Source organism: Pseudoalteromonas sp. MQS005, from assembly GCF_001661605.1.
GTDB classification, from domain to species: Bacteria; Pseudomonadota; Gammaproteobacteria; order Enterobacterales; family Alteromonadaceae; genus Pseudoalteromonas; species Pseudoalteromonas tetraodonis.
On record NZ_LYRQ01000012.1, the window covers coordinates 14,622 to 34,196 of the forward strand.

The 19,575-nt window shown below is 39.8% G+C and carries 22 protein-coding genes; 15 read left to right on the forward strand and 7 right to left on the reverse strand.

The genetic code is table 11. The features are described 5' to 3' along the window. Positions 1-266: 266 nt before the first annotated feature. Both A9479_RS06095 and hldE read left to right on the forward strand, forming a co-directional pair. Positions 267-857 carry an SIS domain-containing protein gene (locus A9479_RS06095; RefSeq protein WP_028835523.1) on the forward strand — a complete coding sequence of 197 codons (591 nt, stop codon included), beginning with the start codon at positions 267-269 and terminating at the stop codon, positions 855-857. After that, positions 857-2,296, forward strand: coding sequence for a bifunctional D-glycero-beta-D-manno-heptose-7-phosphate kinase/D-glycero-beta-D-manno-heptose 1-phosphate adenylyltransferase HldE (gene hldE, locus A9479_RS06100; protein WP_036956740.1), 1,440 nt, complete (start codon positions 857-859; stop codon positions 2,294-2,296). Before A9479_RS06095 ends, hldE begins: the two co-directional genes overlap by 1 nt. Positions 2,297-2,358: 62 nt before the next feature. Here the strand turns inward: hldE and A9479_RS06105 are convergent, their stop codons facing one another. After that, positions 2,359-3,906, reverse strand: coding sequence for a capsule assembly Wzi family protein (locus A9479_RS06105; protein WP_064662941.1), 1,548 nt, complete (start codon positions 3,904-3,906; stop codon positions 2,359-2,361). A gap of 169 nt (positions 3,907-4,075) precedes the next feature. Between A9479_RS06105 and A9479_RS06110 the strand changes: the two genes are divergently transcribed. Next, a complete protein-coding gene (locus A9479_RS06110) occupies positions 4,076-5,149 on the forward strand; it encodes a hypothetical protein (protein ID WP_064662942.1) in 1,074 nt (357 codons plus the stop codon). Continuing rightward, positions 5,146-6,231 (forward strand): glycosyltransferase, encoded by a 1,086-nt coding sequence (locus tag A9479_RS06115; RefSeq protein ID WP_013464282.1) that lies wholly within the window; start codon positions 5,146-5,148, stop codon positions 6,229-6,231. Before A9479_RS06110 ends, A9479_RS06115 begins: the two co-directional genes overlap by 4 nt. Positions 6,232-6,237: 6 nt before the next feature. Here A9479_RS06115 and A9479_RS06120 read toward each other — a convergent pair whose 3' ends face one another. Then, positions 6,238-6,957 (reverse strand): 3-deoxy-D-manno-octulosonic acid kinase, encoded by a 720-nt coding sequence (locus A9479_RS06120; protein ID WP_064662943.1) that lies wholly within the window; start codon positions 6,955-6,957, stop codon positions 6,238-6,240. A 123-nt stretch (positions 6,958-7,080) separates the two neighbouring features. On the opposite strand from A9479_RS06120, the gene A9479_RS06125 reads away from it, so the two are divergent. The 6 genes from A9479_RS06125 (at position 7,081) to glpG (ending at position 12,352) form a co-directional block, all read left to right on the forward strand. Then, on the forward strand, positions 7,081-8,142 hold the full coding sequence (locus tag A9479_RS06125) for a glycosyltransferase family 9 protein (protein WP_064662944.1): 1,062 nt from the start codon (positions 7,081-7,083) through the stop codon (positions 8,140-8,142). Next, positions 8,139-8,708, forward strand: coding sequence for a D-glycero-beta-D-manno-heptose 1,7-bisphosphate 7-phosphatase (gene gmhB / locus A9479_RS06130; RefSeq protein WP_064662945.1), 570 nt, complete (start codon positions 8,139-8,141; stop codon positions 8,706-8,708). The genes A9479_RS06125 and gmhB overlap by 4 nt, the downstream gene beginning before the upstream one ends. Positions 8,709-8,871: 163 nt before the next feature. Next, a complete protein-coding gene (locus tag A9479_RS06135; protein ID WP_058154271.1) occupies positions 8,872-10,068 on the forward strand; it encodes a glycine C-acetyltransferase in 1,197 nt (398 codons plus the stop codon). 52 nt (positions 10,069-10,120) lie between these two features. Continuing rightward, positions 10,121-11,146: an L-threonine 3-dehydrogenase gene (gene tdh / locus A9479_RS06140; RefSeq protein WP_064662946.1), complete on the forward strand. Its 1,026-nt coding sequence runs from the start codon at positions 10,121-10,123 to the stop codon at positions 11,144-11,146. Between the two features lie 70 nt (positions 11,147-11,216). Further along, positions 11,217-11,534, forward strand: coding sequence for a thiosulfate sulfurtransferase GlpE (gene glpE / locus A9479_RS06145; protein ID WP_033104018.1), 318 nt, complete (start codon positions 11,217-11,219; stop codon positions 11,532-11,534). Continuing rightward, positions 11,531-12,352, forward strand: a complete 822-nt coding sequence (glpG, locus tag A9479_RS06150; protein WP_058154272.1) for a rhomboid family intramembrane serine protease GlpG — start codon at positions 11,531-11,533, stop codon at positions 12,350-12,352. Before glpE ends, glpG begins: the two co-directional genes overlap by 4 nt. Here the strand turns inward: glpG and A9479_RS06155 are convergent. Beyond that, complete coding sequence (locus A9479_RS06155) at positions 12,349-12,747, reverse strand: flagellar basal body-associated protein FliL (RefSeq protein WP_008468199.1); 399 nt, start codon at positions 12,745-12,747, stop codon at positions 12,349-12,351. The genes glpG and A9479_RS06155 overlap by 4 nt on opposite strands. Positions 12,748-12,997: 250 nt before the next feature. On the opposite strand from A9479_RS06155, the gene A9479_RS06160 reads away from it, so the two are divergent. Both A9479_RS06160 and ubiA read left to right on the forward strand, forming a co-directional pair. Further along, the gene (locus tag A9479_RS06160; protein ID WP_064662947.1) at positions 12,998-13,543 is read left to right on the forward strand and encodes a chorismate lyase; all 546 of its coding nucleotides are present in this window, start codon (positions 12,998-13,000) and stop codon (positions 13,541-13,543) included. Further along, positions 13,540-14,418: a 4-hydroxybenzoate octaprenyltransferase gene (ubiA, locus tag A9479_RS06165; RefSeq protein WP_064662948.1), complete on the forward strand. Its 879-nt coding sequence runs from the start codon at positions 13,540-13,542 to the stop codon at positions 14,416-14,418. The genes A9479_RS06160 and ubiA overlap by 4 nt, the downstream gene beginning before the upstream one ends. Here ubiA and A9479_RS06170 read toward each other — a convergent pair. From A9479_RS06170 to A9479_RS06180, 3 genes are all read right to left on the reverse strand, one after another. Further along, the gene (locus A9479_RS06170) at positions 14,415-15,035 is read right to left on the reverse strand and encodes a 2OG-Fe(II) oxygenase (protein ID WP_064662949.1); all 621 of its coding nucleotides are present in this window, start codon (positions 15,033-15,035) and stop codon (positions 14,415-14,417) included. The two genes, ubiA and A9479_RS06170, sit on opposite strands and share 4 nt — an antisense overlap. Positions 15,036-15,130: 95 nt before the next feature. Beyond that, positions 15,131-16,009, reverse strand: a complete 879-nt coding sequence (locus A9479_RS06175) for a LysR family transcriptional regulator (RefSeq protein WP_064662950.1) — start codon at positions 16,007-16,009, stop codon at positions 15,131-15,133. A 243-nt stretch (positions 16,010-16,252) separates the two neighbouring features. After that, complete coding sequence (locus A9479_RS06180) at positions 16,253-16,702, reverse strand: DUF2721 domain-containing protein (RefSeq protein ID WP_064662951.1); 450 nt, start codon at positions 16,700-16,702, stop codon at positions 16,253-16,255. Positions 16,703-16,777: 75 nt separating this feature from the next. Here A9479_RS06180 and A9479_RS06185 point away from each other — a divergent pair, with 75 nt between their 5' ends. The 3 genes from A9479_RS06185 to tsaD are packed head-to-tail and all read left to right on the forward strand — an operon-like array spanning position 16,778 to position 18,772. Then, entirely contained in the window at positions 16,778-17,140 is a 363-nt protein-coding gene (locus tag A9479_RS06185; protein ID WP_008466062.1) for a DUF2007 domain-containing protein, read from the forward strand. Continuing rightward, entirely contained in the window at positions 17,124-17,714 is a 591-nt protein-coding gene (locus tag A9479_RS06190; RefSeq protein ID WP_008115608.1) for a YjaG family protein, read from the forward strand. The genes A9479_RS06185 and A9479_RS06190 overlap by 17 nt, the downstream gene beginning before the upstream one ends. A 44-nt stretch (positions 17,715-17,758) precedes the next feature. After that, a complete protein-coding gene (gene tsaD, locus A9479_RS06195; protein ID WP_008466060.1) occupies positions 17,759-18,772 on the forward strand; it encodes a tRNA (adenosine(37)-N6)-threonylcarbamoyltransferase complex transferase subunit TsaD in 1,014 nt (337 codons plus the stop codon). Between the two features lie 23 nt (positions 18,773-18,795). Here the strand turns inward: tsaD and plsY are convergent, their stop codons facing one another. Beyond that, positions 18,796-19,401, reverse strand: a complete 606-nt coding sequence (gene plsY, locus A9479_RS06200) for a glycerol-3-phosphate 1-O-acyltransferase PlsY (protein WP_008466051.1) — start codon at positions 19,399-19,401, stop codon at positions 18,796-18,798. Between the last annotated feature and the right edge of the window lie 174 nt (positions 19,402-19,575).

Sequence of the window (19,575 nt, forward strand, 5' to 3'; positions counted from 1 at the left end):
CATACAAAGTATAAAAGTTGGTTTGAGTTCATTTACTAGGGTATAAACTAAATCAATGTCATTCAAATCACGCTATTGCATCAGTTTCATGATTTTAGGAAATGCTTATGGTTACTTTTATAACAAAAACGATTTCCATGCAGTAAGCCTTTGATTTTAGTTTCTGTGAAACATCTAATTTAGTTATATAGAGGTGATTTGGCTATAAAATTATGGAATAATGAAATTAATTTTTCCTGCCATTTCAGTTCCAAGAGGAATATCTCATGTCAATTATAGATTCAGTGGCAACCAGCTACCTAGAAAGTTTAAACCGTCATCAAGTATTGTTTGAAACAATGGAGGCGTATCATCAAGAGGTAATGCAGTTGCTAGAAGCATGTCATAGTGCTTTACAAGCTGGTGGTAAGGTTGTTTGGTTTGGTAATGGCGGCAGTGCTGCCGATGCTCAGCATTTAGCTGCAGAGTTTGTGGTGCGTTATAAATTAGAGCGAGGCCCATTAGCGTCTATTGCTTTAACCACAGACACGTCTATTTTAACGGCGCACAGCAACGATTATCATTTTGATACTGTGTTTGAGCGCCAAGTACAGGCGCTATGTAAACCTGAAGATATCGTGATTGGTTTAACTACATCAGGTACCAGTAAAAATATCAATTTAGCATTAGAAGCTGCTAACAAAATAGGGGCATTCACGGTTGCATTTACTGGCCGTGACGGCGGGCAAGTAAAAGATATTGCAAAGTTACCTATTATTATTAAAAACGACGAAACCGCGCGTATTCAAGAAGCACACATGTTTATTGGCCATTGGTTATGTGAAGCCATGGATATGGTTGTTGCGGAGCAGCAGTAATGGATTTATCTTTACTAAAGAACTTATCAGCAGCACGTATTTTAGTGGTGGGCGACGTGATGCTCGATCGCTATTGGTATGGTGACTCAGGCCGTATCTCACCAGAAGCGCCAGTGCCCGTTGTTAAAGTCAGTAAATTTGAAGACAAGGCCGGCGGTGCGGCTAACGTAGCTAAAAATATAGCCCGTTTAGATGGTAAAGTGGGGTTGTTAGGCCTTATTGGCGAGGATGAAAGTGGGCAAATTTTAGAAAATATTTTAGAAGGTGAAAAAATAAATTCACAGCTTGTCAGCGTGTGTGATTTACCGACTATTTCTAAAATGCGTGTAATTAGCCGTCATCAGCAAGTGGTACGTTTAGATTTAGAAGAAACTTTTAACGAATCACATAGCCAGCTTTTATTAAATCGATTAGAGCTTGTGCTAAATGATTACGACTTTATAGTGTTTTCTGATTACAACAAAGGCTCGCTATCGCTGATAAAAGAGATGATAAGTGTGGCCAAAAAAGCAGGTAAAACGGTACTTGTTGATCCTAAATCATCGGACTTACAGTTATATCGCGGTGCTGATTATATAACCCCTAATTTAAATGAATTTAAATTAGCAGGCGGGCAAGTGGGCTCAGAAGAGACACTTGCAAGTAGTGCACGAAACCTCATTAGTGATGCGGGTATAAAGGCGATGTTACTTACCCGTTCAGAGCAAGGTATGTCGCTTATAAATGCCACTGAAAAATATGATTTTGCAGCTCAAGAGCTTGAGGTCAGTGACGTAACTGGCGCTGGGGATACTGTTATTGCAACCCTTGCCGTTATGTTAGGTGCGGGCATGATGCCTAAAGATGCGGTAGAAATTGCTAATTTAGCTGCAGGTATTGCGGTGAGTAAATTGGGCGCGGCTACGGTTTCTCCAGAAGAGTTAAGTCGAAAACTGGGGCAATACTTACAAGCAACTGGCGAGCATTATCAAACCCCGTTTGATGATGTATTGCAGCATATTGAATTTGCTAAGCAAAATGGTGAAACGATTGTATTTACTAATGGTTGCTTTGATATTTTGCATGCAGGGCATGTGCGGTATTTAGCGCAAGCTAAAGCCCGTGGGGACAGATTAGTGGTTGGTTTAAACAATGATGAATCTATTGCTCGTTTGAAAGGCCCAGAACGCCCAATAAACCCATTAGATGAGCGCGCCATGGTCCTCAGTGCACTTGCCTCCGTTGATTGGGTTATCCCGTTTGGAAGTGCTGATGAAAATGACACGCCGGCAAAACTTATCGAGCAAATAAGCCCTGATATTCTTGTCAAAGGCGGCGACTATACGGTAGAACAAATAGCCGGTGCGGAGCATGTGCTGCGCCATGGCGGAAAAGTCGAAGTGCTTGAGTTTTTAGATGGCTGTTCAACATCAAAAGTGATTAGCAAAATAAAAAGCTAGTTCGCTAATCAAAAAAAGGGGATAAACTGCAGTTTATCCTCTTTTTAATGTTATTAATGAAACTAAAAGTTATATTCGAACTTAGCAAATGCAGACGTATCGTTTTCTGCTCCATCGTTATTAGAGGCAAGTCCGCCAAGGGTTAAGCGCCCCCCCATGGCAAGCATTCTATAACGTACTTCAAGCTGCTTAGAACTAAATGCGGTTTTTGTGATTGAGTTACCTAAATCTGGATTATTAGGGTAACGATCGCGGTTGTCGCTATTGAAGTCAATATCACGCAGTTTTACTTGCCAATCAGTTCCGTTAGAGAGTTGCCCAAGTACAGTAAGTACTAGTGACTGCGTATCATTATCATAAGTAGAGCCGATAGGACGGCCATGATAGCGATAGCCTGAATTGTATATACTGTGTTCATAGTAGCAGTTTTCAGTTGCTGATGTGGCAGAACACGCAACGCCGGTATCAGTGTACTCTAGGTTAAATAAAATATTCTGATCATAAATGCGAGTCGTAGTTTGTATTCCACCAAGGTAACCTCTGTCTACTGGCTTAATGCCGCCACTGGTATCTTCACCAATCGTGCTTACATACACGGCGTAAGGTTGATTAAACAACGTGTCAGACCAACGAATATCAAAGCCTGCTAACTGGTTACCCAAGCGAGTGATAAGCTCACCATCACAATCATTGGTACCATCAACACACTCTCCTCCGCCGGTTATTAAATCAAAAAAGTCGCCCGCTGAACTGGGTTGTCCCTTGCCAGCCCATTGTGCTGACCAACTAAAGCCAATTTCTAATTGTTGAATTGGACGAAGATTTAAACGAGTACTCCACAATAACGCATCTGGTACAACTCGGGTTGACTCTAGCTTTGCCATTTGTGCAGTAAAGCTCCACTGACCAATCCAACTCAGCCAAGGTGTTTCAAATGCACTGCTTTGTTCTCTGCTGATACTTATTGCAGGAAGTGGTTTGGCGTTACCAGACATAATTAGACTGTTATCAACGCCTGGTCCCCAAAACTGTTCAACCGCACCGGCTCTAAATATCCAATTACCCAAACGATACGCTAAATAGCTATCATCAAGTGAGGTATCATTGCAGTCAGTCAGTGCTTGCTCATTGTTAACTATATCGTCTGTTGTTTTACCGTTGACTAAGCAGTTTTTGCCATCACTGCGGTGATTAAGCGCAATTTTAGCTGCAAAGTTATGTCCTAGGTAAGCATAGGCTGCTGTTAATTCTGACTCTTGGGTATTCGTTGCACCAAAGCTGGTGGTCGCTAATGGGTCTGAGCTGGCAAATGCAGAAAGTTGAACACTATGTGAACCACTGTTTTCTGACTTATAACGATGTTTTACACGCAATAACGCATCTTGTAAGCGAGGTGATAATTGCTCTAGTCCGGCATTATCGATATCAGCAATAAAGCTTTTCCACATTAACGGGTAAGTCGTTACCGGGGCTAAAATAACACCTGCATCGGCGAGTTGCTGGATATCCGCTCTTAACCCAAAATCATCAGGTTTAACCCAGGGTTCAGCATAAACAGGAGCACTCATTGCACAAAAAAGCGAAGAGAGTATAAAAAATTTGTTTCGCAAAGCTCAGATCCTTGTGATTGAAATTGCCGGTAAGTTTAGCAATCTAAGCATCTTATTGCAGTAATTAAATCTAAATTGGTATGTTAAATCATATAGAAAAATGCTTACCATCTATCGCTAAAAAGTTGCCATTGGTATACTGCAGGTCAAATAAGCCAGTGAGATTGTAATGAGCAAAAAACGACTTTTATTTATTCCTGTGTCATCACCAGAAGGTATTGGTGAATATATGCGCTCATTACAGCTGGCTCAAACTTTAAAGGCTGAGTATGGCAAGCAGTTAGATATTCATTTTATCTTAAATAAGCATACGGCTTATGCTAAAAGCTGCCCGTTTTCTAGCTTACTCTTAAACCAATCGGCAACAAAAGAAAATACGCACGTATGTCAGTTTATTGATCAATACAAACCAGATGCGGTGCTTTTTGATTGCGCAGGACGCGCTGAGCAAATGAAAGCGGCAAAAAAAGTGGGTGCTAAAGTTGTTTTTATTTCGCAGCATGCAAAAAAGCGGGCAAAAGGTTTAAAGCTTAATAGGACTGGTCTTATTGATACTCATTGGGTTGTACAACCGGATTACTGTATTGAACCTCTTTCGTGGTATGAAAAGCTAAAATTGAGCATGTTGCCTTTGGCCTATCCTGCTAATGTTGGGCCATTTACAGTATTTGCATCAGCGCAACAAAAATGCGATGCACTAAACCGTTATCACTTGAAAGAAAAAGAATTCTTTATTGTTAACGCGGGCTCTGGTGGTCATACAGTCAATGGCGTAAATTGCGCAGATATATATTTTCAAGCAGGGCTTGTTATTGCTAAACAAACAGGCTTGAAAGGCGTGGTGGTATTTGGCCCTAATTACACTAAGTCGCTACCTAAAACCAATGAGTTAATTTGTTTGCCAAGCCAAGAGGGAACTGAATTTTTAGCCTTACTCAGTCAGGCTAAAATTGCATTACTGAGCGCGGGTGATACTTTACTACAAGCTATTGCTTTGCAAACCCCAACCATTGCTTGTGCTATTTCAAAAGATCAGAGTGATCGAGTCGCACGTTGTGCAGCCACTGGCGTTGTTAAACAAGCTGAGCTTGATATTTTAGCCATCACTCAAAAAGTGCAAGAGCTACTTACTGAGCCAAATTATAACAATACACTCAGCCAATATATGTTGTTAGAAAATGTACATAGCTTTGATGTTATAACGAATGGTGTAAAAGTACTGTTGCAGGGGAATAAGCTATGAATATTGTCATTGTAATTGACTCTCTTGTTGGTGGTGGCGCTGAAAAGGTAATGCTTACATTAGCGCAAGAGATGGTATTAAAAGACCACAATGTGACTATCTTGTCATTGGCGCAAAATATTGAATATGACATTCCAACCACTTTGAACGTTGAAAGTTTATTTTCAGGTCGAGCAACAAAAGTAGATCGATTTTGGCAGATAAAAAAGAATATCAGAGTGTTAGAGACATGGTTTGAGCAAAAGTTACGGCAACTTGGGTCTATTGATATAGTACTTTCTAATTTAGATCGTAGTAATAACTTATTAGCGCAGAGTAAAATAAAAAATATCCATTTTGTTGTTCATAACTCAGTTAATGCAGAGCTCGCTAGGCAAAAAAAACTAGGCCCGCTTTCATACTTATATCTTAAAAAGAGTAAACAAAATCTTAATGGTAAATCACTGATCTGCGTGTCCAAAGGGGTTGAAGAAGAAATACAACAAGGCAGCTTAATAACCCCAAGTGCTATTACCACTATTTATAATCCATTCAATTTTAAAACAATCAATGATAAAGCTAATGAGGTGAATACAAATATACCCGATTCTCCCTATCTTATTCATGTGGGACGTTTAGCTAAACAAAAACGCCATGATATTTTATTTTCTGCATTTGCCAAGTTAGATAAAAAATACAAATTAGTGCTGTTATGTAACAAAAAAGAAAAGGCATTAAAGTTAGCCAAAGAATATGGTATTGAAAATCAGCTTATTGTTCCGGGATTTGTACAAAACCCATATAACTGGATAAAGCAGGCAAAAGCTTTATTGTTAAGTTCAGACTTTGAAGGGTTTGGTAATGTGCTAGTCGAGGCTTTAGCAGTAGGTACGCCTGCTGTCAGTACTGAGTGCCCTCATGGTCCAAGTGAAATACTTACGGGTGAACTAAGTAAATATCTAGTACCTATTGGCCAAGGTGAGCTCCTAGCGCTCGCAGTTAAGCAAGTGCTCGCAGATAACCCAAATGTAACCAACGCAGCTATTTTAGAAAAGGTGTGTGCCGATAGAGTAACAGAGCAATACTTAGCGTTAGCAAACTAGTTTTTATTAGGTTAACCCATTATGGTAGTGTTTATTTAAACTTTGCCAATCGTTTTCTTGCCAATGAAAGCTGCTATTGCGGCTTTGCTCTTTTAAAAATGAGCGCTGTAGTCGAGACATGTTGCTTTGTTGCCATTTTTTATCGGGTGTTTTTATTTCGCCGCGGTCAAAATCGATAATAAAAACGTTGCCACTGTCATCAAATAAAATATTATTAATATTTAAATCAGCGTGATACACCCCTTTATTATGAAATAACGCAATTGTGCTGGCTATTTTTTTTATTTCAATATCATTCAATGCGCGTTCAATCAGTATATCTAATACGCTTTTAGCGCCGCTAACCGCTTCAGTAATAATATCACCTCGGTAAATAAAACCATGGCGGCTCACTTTAGCGGCAATAGGTTTTGGTACATTTAAACCTAGCTCTATTAATTGTGTCATCAAGCTAAACTCTTTATAAACACGGGTATGCTCAAGCCCCCAGTACAAATACTGATCACTGAGTAGCTTTCCTATCAGGCCGCCACGCCAATAATGGCGCAACACAGCCGTAAAATCTGCGTGTTTAAAAAACCATGCGGTTGCACGTCCCTTTTTAGCGCCAACAATTTTTTGCTGTTGCTGCCAGAAGTCGGGGCTAAACCAATCTAGCGATATCTGCGTGCTATATTGAGGATGGCTCAAAATGACATGGTTATTTTTGACGTGTTGATTAAACATAGCTCATAGGGTTCGCGTTAATATGTGCACATATTAACGTGTTTTAACGCTAAGGATAAGTACTTGCAATGACGCGATTATAATTTAAGATCAGGTTTTATTATTTTACCTCCAAGGAAACGTGTGACTTCAGCGCCTACTTACACTTCAATTTGTATTTTACGTCTTTCTGCTATTGGTGATGTATGCCATGCAGTAAGTGCGGTACAAGCTATTCAAAAAGCACACCCAAATGCCAAAATTACATGGGTGATAGGGAAGGTCGAGGCGATGCTGTTAGCTGACTTACCAGGCGTTGAGCTTGTTGTATTTGATAAAAAACAAGGTAAAGCGGCACTGAAACAGTTAAAGCAAACCTTTAAAGGGCAGTGTTTTGACGTACTGCTTAATATGCAAGTGGCTTTAAGAGCAGGTTTTGTTGCTCGCTGTATTCCTGCCAAAGTTAAAATTGGTTTTGACTGGGCTCGTTCAAAAGAGCTACATAGTTTATTTATTAATAAACGCATTAAAGCCCAATCTCAGGCGCATGTTTTAGAGGGATTTAAAGGCTTTGCCCAAGCGATTGATGTTGATGATTATGTCCCTGTATGGAATATGCCCTTTACCAACAAAGATCAAGCTAAAGCTGATGAGCTGTTAGGTGACGATTATTTATCAAATAAGCTATTTGTTATTTCGCCAGCAGCAAGTAAAGCACAGCGTAACTGGTTAGCCGAACGCTATGCTGCGCTTGCGGATTATGCACATACACAGGGGTTTAAAATAGTATTAACTGGTGGACCGACTGAACTGGAAATTAATTTAGCAAATAACATCATTAAACACTCTGATTCACCCATTCTGAACTTGGTGGGTAAAACAAAACTCAAAGAATTATTGTGCGTACTTAAGCGTGCAGACTTAGTACTGGCACCTGACACAGGCCCAGCTCATATGGCGGTGACTGTGGGCACACCGGTTATTGGCTTATATGCGCATTCAAACCCAGCGCGAACGGGGCCTTATTTATACCAAGACTACGTGGTTGAGGTTTACCATCAAAACTTAGTAAAGCAAACAGGTAAAACCGCCGAGCAATTGCCTTGGGGTACTCGTGTTAAAGGCGATGATTTAATGAGCCAAATAACCACCGATGCAGTAAAACAAATGTTTGATCATGTTGTTAAAAAAGAGTCGCTGTTATGAATCAAGAAAACACTAACAAGGCGCTTTTTTTAGATCGTGATGGCGTAGTAAATGTTGATCATGGTTATGTGTTTAAAAGCGAAGAGTTTGAATTTATAGACGGTGTGTTTTCAACATGCAAAGCGTTTTATGATGCGGGCTATAAAATAATTATAGTGACTAATCAGTCAGGCATTGGCCGTGGTTATTATTCTGAGAGCGAATTTTTAGCGCTTAGCGAGTGGATGAAAGCGCAGTTTAGCGCTCATCAAATTGAAATTACGGACGTTTATTTTTGTCCTCATCATCCTAAAAACGCATTACCAGATTATTTAAAAGAGTGCGATTGCAGAAAACCAGCGCCTGGCATGTTACTTCAAGGAATAGAAGATCATCATATCAACCCTGCACTTAGTGTGATGGTGGGTGACAAATTAGGTGACATGCACGCTGCCATTGGCGCTAATGTACGTACCAAAGTACTGGTACGTTCAGGGCAAAAATTTGATGACAAAGCTGTAAATTTTGCTGACTATGTTTGTGACTCAATCAACGACCTTCCAGCTTTGTTTGCTGATCTAACGTAGTACACACCTCAAGCCTGTAAACTGGCAGCTTTTCCTGCCAGTTAGGCAATTTGCGACGAATGACAAACAGTGCAATTTGGCGCTTAAACTTTTACAATACCCCCATTATAAATAGCAGCAACACGTCTGCTGTTTAACCCGTTCAACCAAATGGAGATCACAGATGAGAGCATCTGCTTTTTTTAGCCAATTACAACAGCAAATCGAAGACGTTAAAGCGGAAGGTTTGTACAAGAATGAACGTGTTATCACTTCGCAGCAGCAAGCTCAAATTGAAGTGGCATCAGGCGAAAAAGTTATTAATTTTTGTGCTAACAACTACTTAGGTTTAGCTAACAGCCCAGAGCTTATTAAAGCAGCGCAACAAGGCTTAGATGACCATGGGTTTGGTGTGGCGTCTGTGCGTTTCATTTGTGGTACACAAGATATTCATAAAACGCTCGAGAAAAAAATCAGTCAATTTTTAGAAACTGAAGACACCATTTTGTACTCATCATGTTTTGATGCCAATACGGGGTTGTTTGAAACCATATTAGGTGCAGACGATGCGATTATTTCTGATTCATTAAACCATGCTTCTATTATTGATGGGGTACGTTTATGTAAAGCAAAACGTTTCCGTTATGCAAATAACGATATGGCTGATTTAGAAAAGCAATTAATGGCAGCCGATGAAGCCGGTGCTAAAACTAAATTAATTGCAACCGATGGCGTGTTCTCAATGGATGGCGTTATTTGTAACTTAGAAGCCGTATGCGACTTAGCTGATAAATACGATGCACTTGTTATGGTTGATGACTCACATGCAGTTGGTTTTGTTGGCGAAAACGGTAAAGGTACACCTGAATACTGCAACGTGCTTGATCGTGTTGATATTATTACTGGTACCTTAGGTAAAGCACTAGGTGGAGCCTCGGGTGGTTATACCTCAGGTAAAAAAGAAATTGTTGAATGGTTACGTCAGCGTTCTCGTCCTTACTTATTCTCAAATTCGTTAGCGCCTTCAATTGTAACGGCGTCAATTAAAGTGTTAGAAATGCTTGAAAATGGCGGTGAGCTTCGCGCTAAGCTATGGTCAAATGCTAAATACTTCCGTGAGCAAATGGAAGCGGCTGGTTTTACCTGTGCAGGTAAAGATCATGCGATTATACCTGTGATGCTAGGAGACGCCAAAGTAGCGTCACTTATGGCTGATAAGTTATTGGCTGAAGGGATTTATGTAACCGGCTTTTCATTCCCTGTTGTACCAAAAGGGCAGGCGCGTATTCGTACCCAAATCTCTGCAGCGCACAGCAAAGAACAGCTTGATACAGCCATTGCAGCATTTACCCGTATTGGTAAAGAGATTGGTGTTATTTAATTTTCTTGTTAAATCGCGGCTGAAGTCGCGATTTTTTAATTGAGTGTGAATTATGAAAGCATTATCAAAGTTAAAAGCAGAGCCAGGCATTTGGATGACAGATGCACCAAAGCCTGAAGTGGGTCATAACGATCTGTTAATTAAGATTCGTAAAACGGCTATTTGTGGCACCGATGTGCATATTTATAAGTGGGATGAGTGGGCACAAAACACCATACCGACGCCTATGGTGGTTGGCCACGAATACGTGGGTGAAGTAATCGACATGGGACAAGAAGTTCGCGGTTTCGAAGTTGGCGACCGTGTATCAGGTGAAGGTCATATAACCTGTGGCCATTGTCGTAACTGTCGTGCTGGGCGCGTTCACTTATGTCGTAATACAACAGGGGTCGGTGTAAACCGCGAAGGCGCATTTGCAGAGTATTTAGTGATTCCTGCATTTAATGCGTTTAAAATCCCAGATAATATTAGCGATGAACTTGCCTCTATTTTTGACCCATTTGGCAATGCAGTACATACCGCATTATCGTTCGATTTAGTCGGTGAAGATGTCTTGATCACCGGTGCTGGCCCTATTGGTATTATGGCAGCAGCAGTGGCTAAGCATGTGGGTGCACGCCATGTGGTTATTACTGATGTAAATGAATACCGCCTAGACTTAGCACGTAAAATGGGCGCAACGCGTGTTGTAAACGTCGCGAATGAAAAGCTTGAAGATGTAGCTAAAGAGCTGGGCATGACTGAAGGCTTTGATATTGGCCTAGAGATGTCAGGTGTTCCGAGTGCATTTAATGCCATGCTAAATAACATGAATCATGGCGGCAAAATTGCCATGTTAGGTATTCCACCTTCAGATATGGCGGTCGATTGGAATCAAGTTATTTTTAAAGGCTTAGTGATCAAAGGTATTTACGGTCGTGAGATGTTTGAAACTTGGTACAAAATGGCCAGTTTGATTCAATCAGGGCTTGATTTAAAACCAATTATTACTCATCAGTATTCAATAGATGACTTCCAAGCTGGCTTTGATATGATGATTTCAGGTCAGTCAGGCAAAGTTATTTTAAACTGGGATTAAACGTAAAACAGTAAAAATAACGGGAAGGCGGCTTTTGCCGCCTTTTATTTTATTTATTAAAGAGATTTCAATGGCATTTAAACATATATCAATCGCACAAACCCTTGAACTACTTGATAAAGAAGATGTAGTGATTGCTGATATTCGCGATCCTAATTCGTATCAAGCGGGTCATATTCCGGGTTCAGAGGCATTATCTAATGCGAATATTGCCCAATTTATGATGGAAAAGGAGTTTGACCAGCCGATTATTATTGTCTGTTATCACGGTATGAGCTCACAAGGCGCTGCCAGCTACTTAGTAGAGCAAGGCTTTGAAGATGTTTACAGTATGGATGGCGGTTTTACTGCATGGGAAGCCGCTTACAAGGATAAAGTAGCACGATGATAGAGCTAGGCAGCCTAACTAATCCTCGCGCTGCACAGGGCTTTATAGATTACTTAAAAAGCCAAGGGTTTAGCGGGCAAATTCGTACTGAGGATGGCCATACGCTTGTCATTAGTGTGGCACCTGAGGACTTTCATGCGGTTCAACCTTTGTGGAATGAATTTGCTAAAAACCCTAATCATGAACGTTATCAACAAGCGTCATGGCAAGTAGGCAGCACGCAATCACCATTAAAATATCAAGGCCAGTCGCTTAATTTAGTCGCGCGGTTTAAAGCCTTAAGTTGGCTTAATCAAAGTGTTAGCATACTGAGTATTGTTGTTTATATTGCCTTTTTATTTGGTGCGTTCGAACCTATTTACATGGCGTTGCAGTTTAACCCTGCGTCACCACTTACTTGGTTAACCCCGGCTATTGTGCATTTTAGCGCCATGCATATTGTATTTAACTTAATCTGGTGGGTTTCACTGGGTGACAATATTGAAAAGCAATGTGGTAAGTCGAGTCTAATCGGACTTTTTTTAGTTACCGCTTTAATAAGTAATTGGGCACAGTACTTAATGGTTGGTCCTAACTTTGGTGGGCTTAGCGGTGTTGTATATGGGTTGTTAGGCTTTTGTTGGATTTACAGCACCCTTAACCCTAAACAGCCTGCACTGGTTACAACTGCAATTGTTGGATTTATGCTGGTATGGTTAGTACTTGGTTTTGCAGATGTATTATTTGTTGGAATGGCTAATTGGGCACACTTAGGTGGGCTCGTTAGCGGTATGGCTTTTGCCTATACCGCTCAGCTTTTTAAAACAAAAAGTGCCTAATGATATAAATATTTAGTAAATAAGAGATCACGGATGATCTCATGTCCTGTTTCTTCTTTAAGAAGGCTCTTTAGTTTTTCTGCGCTTTTAAGGCGTATTTGCTCGCGTCCTGTTAAAGACTTTATTTTGTTTTCAGGCTCTTTAGATAATATCTCTACTAACGCATCACGAAGTAACGGCGTGTGGTGTTCCACGATTGCAATATCTGATGTTTTATTAAGCATTAAATCAACAGTGACACGTACATAGCCCATTTTTTTACTCGATGGGCCAATGTAGTTGGTAATAATATCTGGCTCAAACCCAAAATAACCGACAGTAGACTCAGCACGTGCTGATAAGCTAGTTAAGCTGACTAGAAGAATAAAAAGGCCTGTAAATACTGTTTTTTTCATTTCAAAAGCGTTTCCGTAAACTGGTTACAAATAGTTTATACTTATTAGTAAATAAGATACAGCAAGATGCTGCTATTTGTTGAGTTATGTAAAGGCACTCTGTGCTCAAGTTTGGGATAGGCAATAGCGAGAGTCAAATGTTGATTAGCTTTTTATAATAACAGGGTGTGCTTGGTAGTGAGTAAATCGCGCTTTTTCAAATCTCTTAGCAATGTTATGATCTTGCTGATTTTTATCAAGTAGAGCTATTGTGATTACGTTTCCTCTTTCTTTATCTGCTGATTGGCAGAGTATTTCTCAAGTCTGTGGCTTATCTAGCGCTGAGCAAGAGTGGCTATTTGAACCGCGTTCTTTAACGGCTAAATTAAAAAGCCAGTCGCAGCGTTTTGCAGTAAAGGTGCTGAGCGAGCAAAAAGTTAACCTCTCGCAACCTCAGCAAGCTTTATTAAGTAATGAGGTGAACACTGTACTTAACCGTGAAGTTTTATTGTTGTGTGATGACAAACCGGTTGTATATGCTCAAAGCTGGTTGCCAATATCAAACAACAATACAAATAATCAGCTGCATAATATGGGTGAACGTCCGTTGGGTGATGTCATATTTCAAGACCCTGCGTTAAAGCGCACTGATATTGAAATTGCTCGCTTTGATGATAACCACTCATTGCAATCACTGGTGAGCGAACTTAATTTACCCATACACATATTATTAGGGCGACGAAGCGTGTTCTCTTTGCATGACTACAAATTTTTAGTTTGTGAAGTTTTTTTACCAGGAGCCTATTTATACTCATGAAACTAGCCCCTTTATCGGTAAACCATGTACCGTATTACGTTCAGTTAATGCGAATAGATAAGCCCATAGGCACCTTATTATTACTTTGGCCAACTTATTGGGCGCTGTGGATAGCAAATGAAGGGATACCAAGCCTAACAAACTTCATTGTGTTTACCCTTGGGGTAATAGTTATGCGCAGCGCAGGATGCGTTATTAATGATTTCGCAGATAGAAAAATTGATGGCTCAGTAAAACGAACCTGTCAGCGCCCTTTAGCAACTGGGGCTGTGAGTAGTGGGGAAGCAATTAGTTTGTTTTTGCTGCTGGTTAGCATCGCTTTTATTTTAGTAATAATGCTAAATACCAATACTATCTTGTTATCGTTTGGGGCGCTTGGGCTCGCGTTTTGTTACCCCTTTATGAAACGTTACACACAACTTCCACAGGTTGTATTAGGGGCTGCTTTTGGTTGGGCAATTCCTATGGCATTTATGGCATCAACAAACTCATTGCCTGTGCAAACTTGGCTATTATTTGTCGCTAATATTTGCTGGACGGTGGCTTATGACACTATGTATGCCATGGTTGATAGAGATGATGATTTAAAAATAGGGGTTAAATCAACCGCTATTTTATTCGCCAGTTACGATCGCCATATTATAGGGTTGCTTAACGTTATATTCTTAGTATTAATGACATTGATCGGCTTTATTAGCCAAGTTGGAGCAAGCTTTTGGTTAGGGTTAGCGGTTGCTGCGGCTTTATTATTGTATCAACAGCGTTTGATTCATTTACGTCAACGAGATGCCTGTTTTAAAGCGTTTTTGAATAATCATTATGTGGGACTTACTGTATTTATAGGCTTATTATTTTCTTACCCCGTTTTTTCTTAACGGGGTGGGTCGATAATACCACTAATTGACGCATTTTTTCTGAACCAACCAGCAATCGAATAGCGGTTATCAAAAGCCGGAAGTACTTCATGCACAAAGCGTTCGCTTTCAAATAATACCAAAGTGCCTGCAGTGGGTTTTATTACTATTTCTATGTCTTTACTTTTAGGCTTGTAAATAACTAGCTCTCCACCTTTCTCTGGAGAGTTCAAATATAATACCGTAGTAAAAACACGGTTTGAACGACCTTTAAATGCATCTACATGTTTTTTGTAAAAATCACCCTGCGTATACTTTGCATAGTGACATTCATAATCAAACAAGCCCATGAAAAAGTTACGATTAAGGGTAGTGCGAACAGCTTCCATTATTTGTTGATAGCTAAGCTGTGCATTTGAGCTGCCATCAAACCAGTAGGTTTTATCTTTACGAACGGAATCATCAATTTGTAAATTGTTTAATCGTCCAATACCGGCAAGGCTAAAGTGAGGATTTATTCTATAGCAATCAGCCATCAACTCGGATATTAAGTCACTATCAATGGCGTTTTCAATAATGGCATAGCCATGCGTTTCAATGTGCTCTAGGTAAATTTCAGCAGCTGTAAAGTTATTCATTAACGCTAGTCATAATATAAGGGAGCGTTAGTGTAGTGAAAAAAAACTTTAATGCCACTAATTTATAGTTGTTATAAAACGCATGGAGTCATTTTTTATGCTCTTGAAACTTTCTTAATTAGCGAGAGTAGGTGGTCAACATGCTCACCTGCCTCTATCTGCTTGCTTGTTTGCACCACAAGTTGTTCATGGCTAATATCGTTATTCGTTTTAAGCTGGATTAAGTTATGGTTTTCTGCCACAGAGCTGGTGTGTTCAATACCTGCAATAGCAAAATGATCTGACTTTTCAAGTCCAGCCATTACCTGCTCAATACTACCTACTTTAATAGTTGAAACTTTATTTAACGAGTCTATTACTTCATTAAGCATTGATTGCACTTGTTTTGACTGCGAAAAACAACTGAACATTGGATAGCTTTCGAGCTCTTTTTTACTTATATCGCTTTTATTTGCTAAAGGGTGTTGTTTTGAACAAAATAAAATAAGTTGATCAGGTAATTGTATATCGCTACCAATGCTATTGACTATTTGCGAGCATACACTAATGTCAATTTCCCCTTGAAGCAGTTTTCTATGAAGCTCAGTTTTATTTTGCAGCTGCATTTCAATTTTAATATGCGGGTACTGACTCAAAAATTCGCCGCAGGTGATTGGTACTATGCTGCTGGTTGTTGTGGTGTAGCCGATCACTAATTTTTTTTCTTCTGTGCCATTAATTGATTGAAAAGCGCGATGCTTTATTTGTTCTAGCTCATTGAGCGTATTTTTAGCAAAGTCGAGGAAAAGTTCGCCTGCTTGAGTTAACTTAACCGAGCGAGTAGAGCGGGTGACTAGTTCGTAGCCAAGCTCCGTTTCAAGAGTTTGAATGCTACGGGTTAATGCAGATGTGCTAATTTGGGTTTGTTCAGCAGCTTGCCTAAAATGACGAAGCAGGCCAAGTGCTACAAACTGTTCTAATTGTTCAAATCTCACTATATAGTCCTTTTTTATAGGTAAGCTAGGGGAATTACAGATTTAATACTGACTTTATATCCCTACAGATCAGTTGAAATAAGGTTTTTAACCACTTATTAAGATTAACTTTCTTTTAATCGTATTTAAAGAGAATAGTTGCAAAATGTTGTTATACCTTTGGGTAATGTTAAGTAACTGTTGGGTTTTATCATTAGCCTAATTTGTGCAATTTTATAACAGCTTTATTAAACTCTCAGCTTGTTAATTGCTGTTTTTACTTTTGGGATTAGGCTCAATAAAGTTTTTACTAACTCGGTTACTTAAAGGCTTATTTTCAATGTTTTGTAATTCAATTTCTATGGCATCACAAGAAATATGAATTTCAAATAATGAAGTAAGCAAAGATAAGTTCAAGCAGCTTAAACTGACACCAAATAAAATAATGCCCGTGGTATTAAATTCTATAAATAATGCGAACATAGATAACGTACATAATAAAAAAGAGGCCACTCCGTATACTTGCATGGTCCTTATTAGTTTTATTCGCTTTCTAAGATTAGTTATTTGCGCCACTACAACAGGACGAATAGACTCACCTTCACGGGCATTCAATTCTCGTATTAGTTGCGCAAGTACTAAAAATCGGTTTGTATAGGCAAGTAATAACAATGAGATGGCTGGAAAAAGTAAACCTGGGGTAGTTAGCGTCATAATGTGTCCTTAAATCATATTATTTGCTTTAGGTTACGCGGGCTTATTGTACACATAAAGTAAATGAGGTGGATATTGCAAAATACTAATAATAGCCAATCAAATGTAACATCATTTGATTGGGTGACGCTTTATAATGCAGAAAATAGTTTAGAGGCCAATATAATAAAAGGACTGATTCTTAATGCGGGAATTGAGTGCCAAATAAAAGGTGAAATACTGCAAGGCGCAATGGGCGAGATCCCATTTGAACAAACACAAGTAAGTGTGCAGGTTTATGCGATAAAAGAGCGCCATGCACGTGAAATATTGGTAAACTATCAGCAAGTAAAACAATCCGCTCCAGATTGGGTGTGCCCTAACTGTAATGAGCATAATGGATCAACATTTGATTTTTGTTGGTCATGTGGGACCTTAAAGAATGACAAAAGCGAATAATTTTCAGCGTATTAGAGAGTTAAATTATTTACAAAAAGCGGTATTGGCCAGTGCGTTAATAGAGCGTATGTTGCCTAATTATGGGCTATTTAGTGAGGCTACCGGCTTTGGCGATGAGGTTATTTTACGCAATGCTTTAAATGTATGTTGGGAAAAAATACTCCTTCCTAAAAGTAAAATTGATTTAGAAAAGCAAGTTGAAAAAATAGAACCTAATGTTCCTGAACTTGCCGATTTTGATATGTTTGGTACCTATCCTGCCATTGACGCTGCCACCTCATTACTGAGCTTAATGCATGGCCTTTTAGCACAAGATGAGCAAGAGTTTGTTAATGTGAGTAAAATATCACAGGCCACCGTAGCTCGCTTTATTGAGTACCAAATGACGGTTGAAGGTGATGTTGCCGATAACAAAGCGGTGCGTGAACACCCACTGATGCAATACGAAATAGAGGTATTAGGTGAACTAATTGATTTTGTAGAAGCAATGGGGCGTATCACTGCTGAAAATGTGAAAGCATTGAAAAAGCATGTCCTTGCTGATGGCCAAACTAACATTGGTTTAGCACTGTAAGTTATTTGTTTTAAACACCTTGTTAGGTGGCAGGAGAATTAACAATGCGAATTTTAGGCATTGAATCATCATGCGATGAAACTGGTATTGCTATTTATGATGACGAAAAAGGGCTGCTAGCCCATCAATTATATAGCCAAGTAAAAGTACATGCAGACTATGGTGGTGTAGTACCTGAACTTGCCTCGCGCGATCACGTACGTAAAACATTGCCGCTTATTGATGCGGCATTTGCGCAAGCGGGTTGTGGGCCTGAAGATTTAGATGGTATTGCTTATACGGCAGGGCCAGGTTTAGTAGGGGCTTTGTTAGTAGGTACCTCAATTGGTCGCTCTTTAGCATATGGCTGGGATATCCCAGCGGTGGCAGTGCACCATATGGAAGGGCATTTATTAGCGCCAATGCTTGAGGAAAACGTCCCCGAGTTCCCATTTATTGCCTTACTGGTTTCTGGCGGTCATACCATGATGGTAAAAGTTGCTGGTATTGGTCAATACGAAGTATTGGGTGAGTCGGTAGATGATGCTGCTGGTGAAGCATTTGATAAAACAGCCAAGTTACTTGGGCTTGATTATCCAGGTGGCCCTCGTTTGGCTAAAATGGCTGAACAAGGTGTTGCTAAGCGATTTGTTTTTCCGCGTCCAATGACAGACAAACCTGGCTTAGATTTTAGCTTTAGTGGCCTAAAAACCGCCGCTTCAATTGCTATTCGTGAAAACGACAGTGATGAGCAAACAAAAGCAGATATTGCTCATGCATTTCAAACGGCCGTTATTGATACTTTAGTAATTAAGTGTAAGCGCGCATTAAAACAAACCGGTATTAAGCGCTTAGTAATAGCCGGTGGCGTAAGTGCTAATACGCAATTACGTTTGCAATTAGAGCGTGTGATGCAAGGTATGAAGGGCGAAGTGTTTTACCCTCGTACTGAGTTTTGTACTGACAATGGTGCAATGATAGCGTATGCCGGTATGCAGCGTTTAAAAGCGGGGCAGTTTGCTACGCTTGATATGAAAACTAAACCGCGCTGGCCAATCGATAGCTTAGAAGCAATATAGTTAACCAGAATTCAGGTTAGTTATTACTTCTTATCATCTGTAGGGGCTTGTTTAGTCCCTACTTTTGGTTCTTCCCCTTTAAATAAACGCACAATATTAGTGCGATGCCTAATAATGATCAGTAGCGTAATAAAGGTCACCGGTAAGGTGTATAACGGTTTTATCCACCATGTGTATAAAGGGGCTAGCGTAACGGCCACTAACGCGGCAAGTGATGAGTAACGAGTAATCGCGACAATCAGCAACCAAGTACCAATCAATAACCCTCCTAAAGAAAGCCCTATCGGTAGTAACGAGCCAAATGCAGTTGCAACCGCCTTACCGCCCTTAAAACTAAAGAATAACGGGTACATATGCCCTAGGCATGCAGCAACGGCGATTAAACCAAGCTCTAATGGCTCGAGTTTTAAAAAATAAGCGCCCCAAACAGGGATTGTGCCCTTTAAAATATCGAAGACTAAAACTAAGCATGCAGGAAGTGACCCGCCTAAGCGGTAAACATTGGTTGCACCTGGATTATTGGAGCCATGCGTGCGTGGATCGGGGAGTTTGAATAGCCGCGACACTAAAATGGCCGATGAAATCGAGCCGAGCAAATAGGCTAAAACAAACATTAAAATGACTAACACGCGCTTCCTTATTTTTTAATCATTACTTTTAAGCTATTATTGGCGTCAAAATTTACGGGCTTCTTAAATTACTCGCAATTTTGTAACGATTCTATTGTAGAAGTAATTTTAGTATATTTAAACACTGATTAAAGTATATACAGTATTAATTTGATTGATACAATATGTAATTAA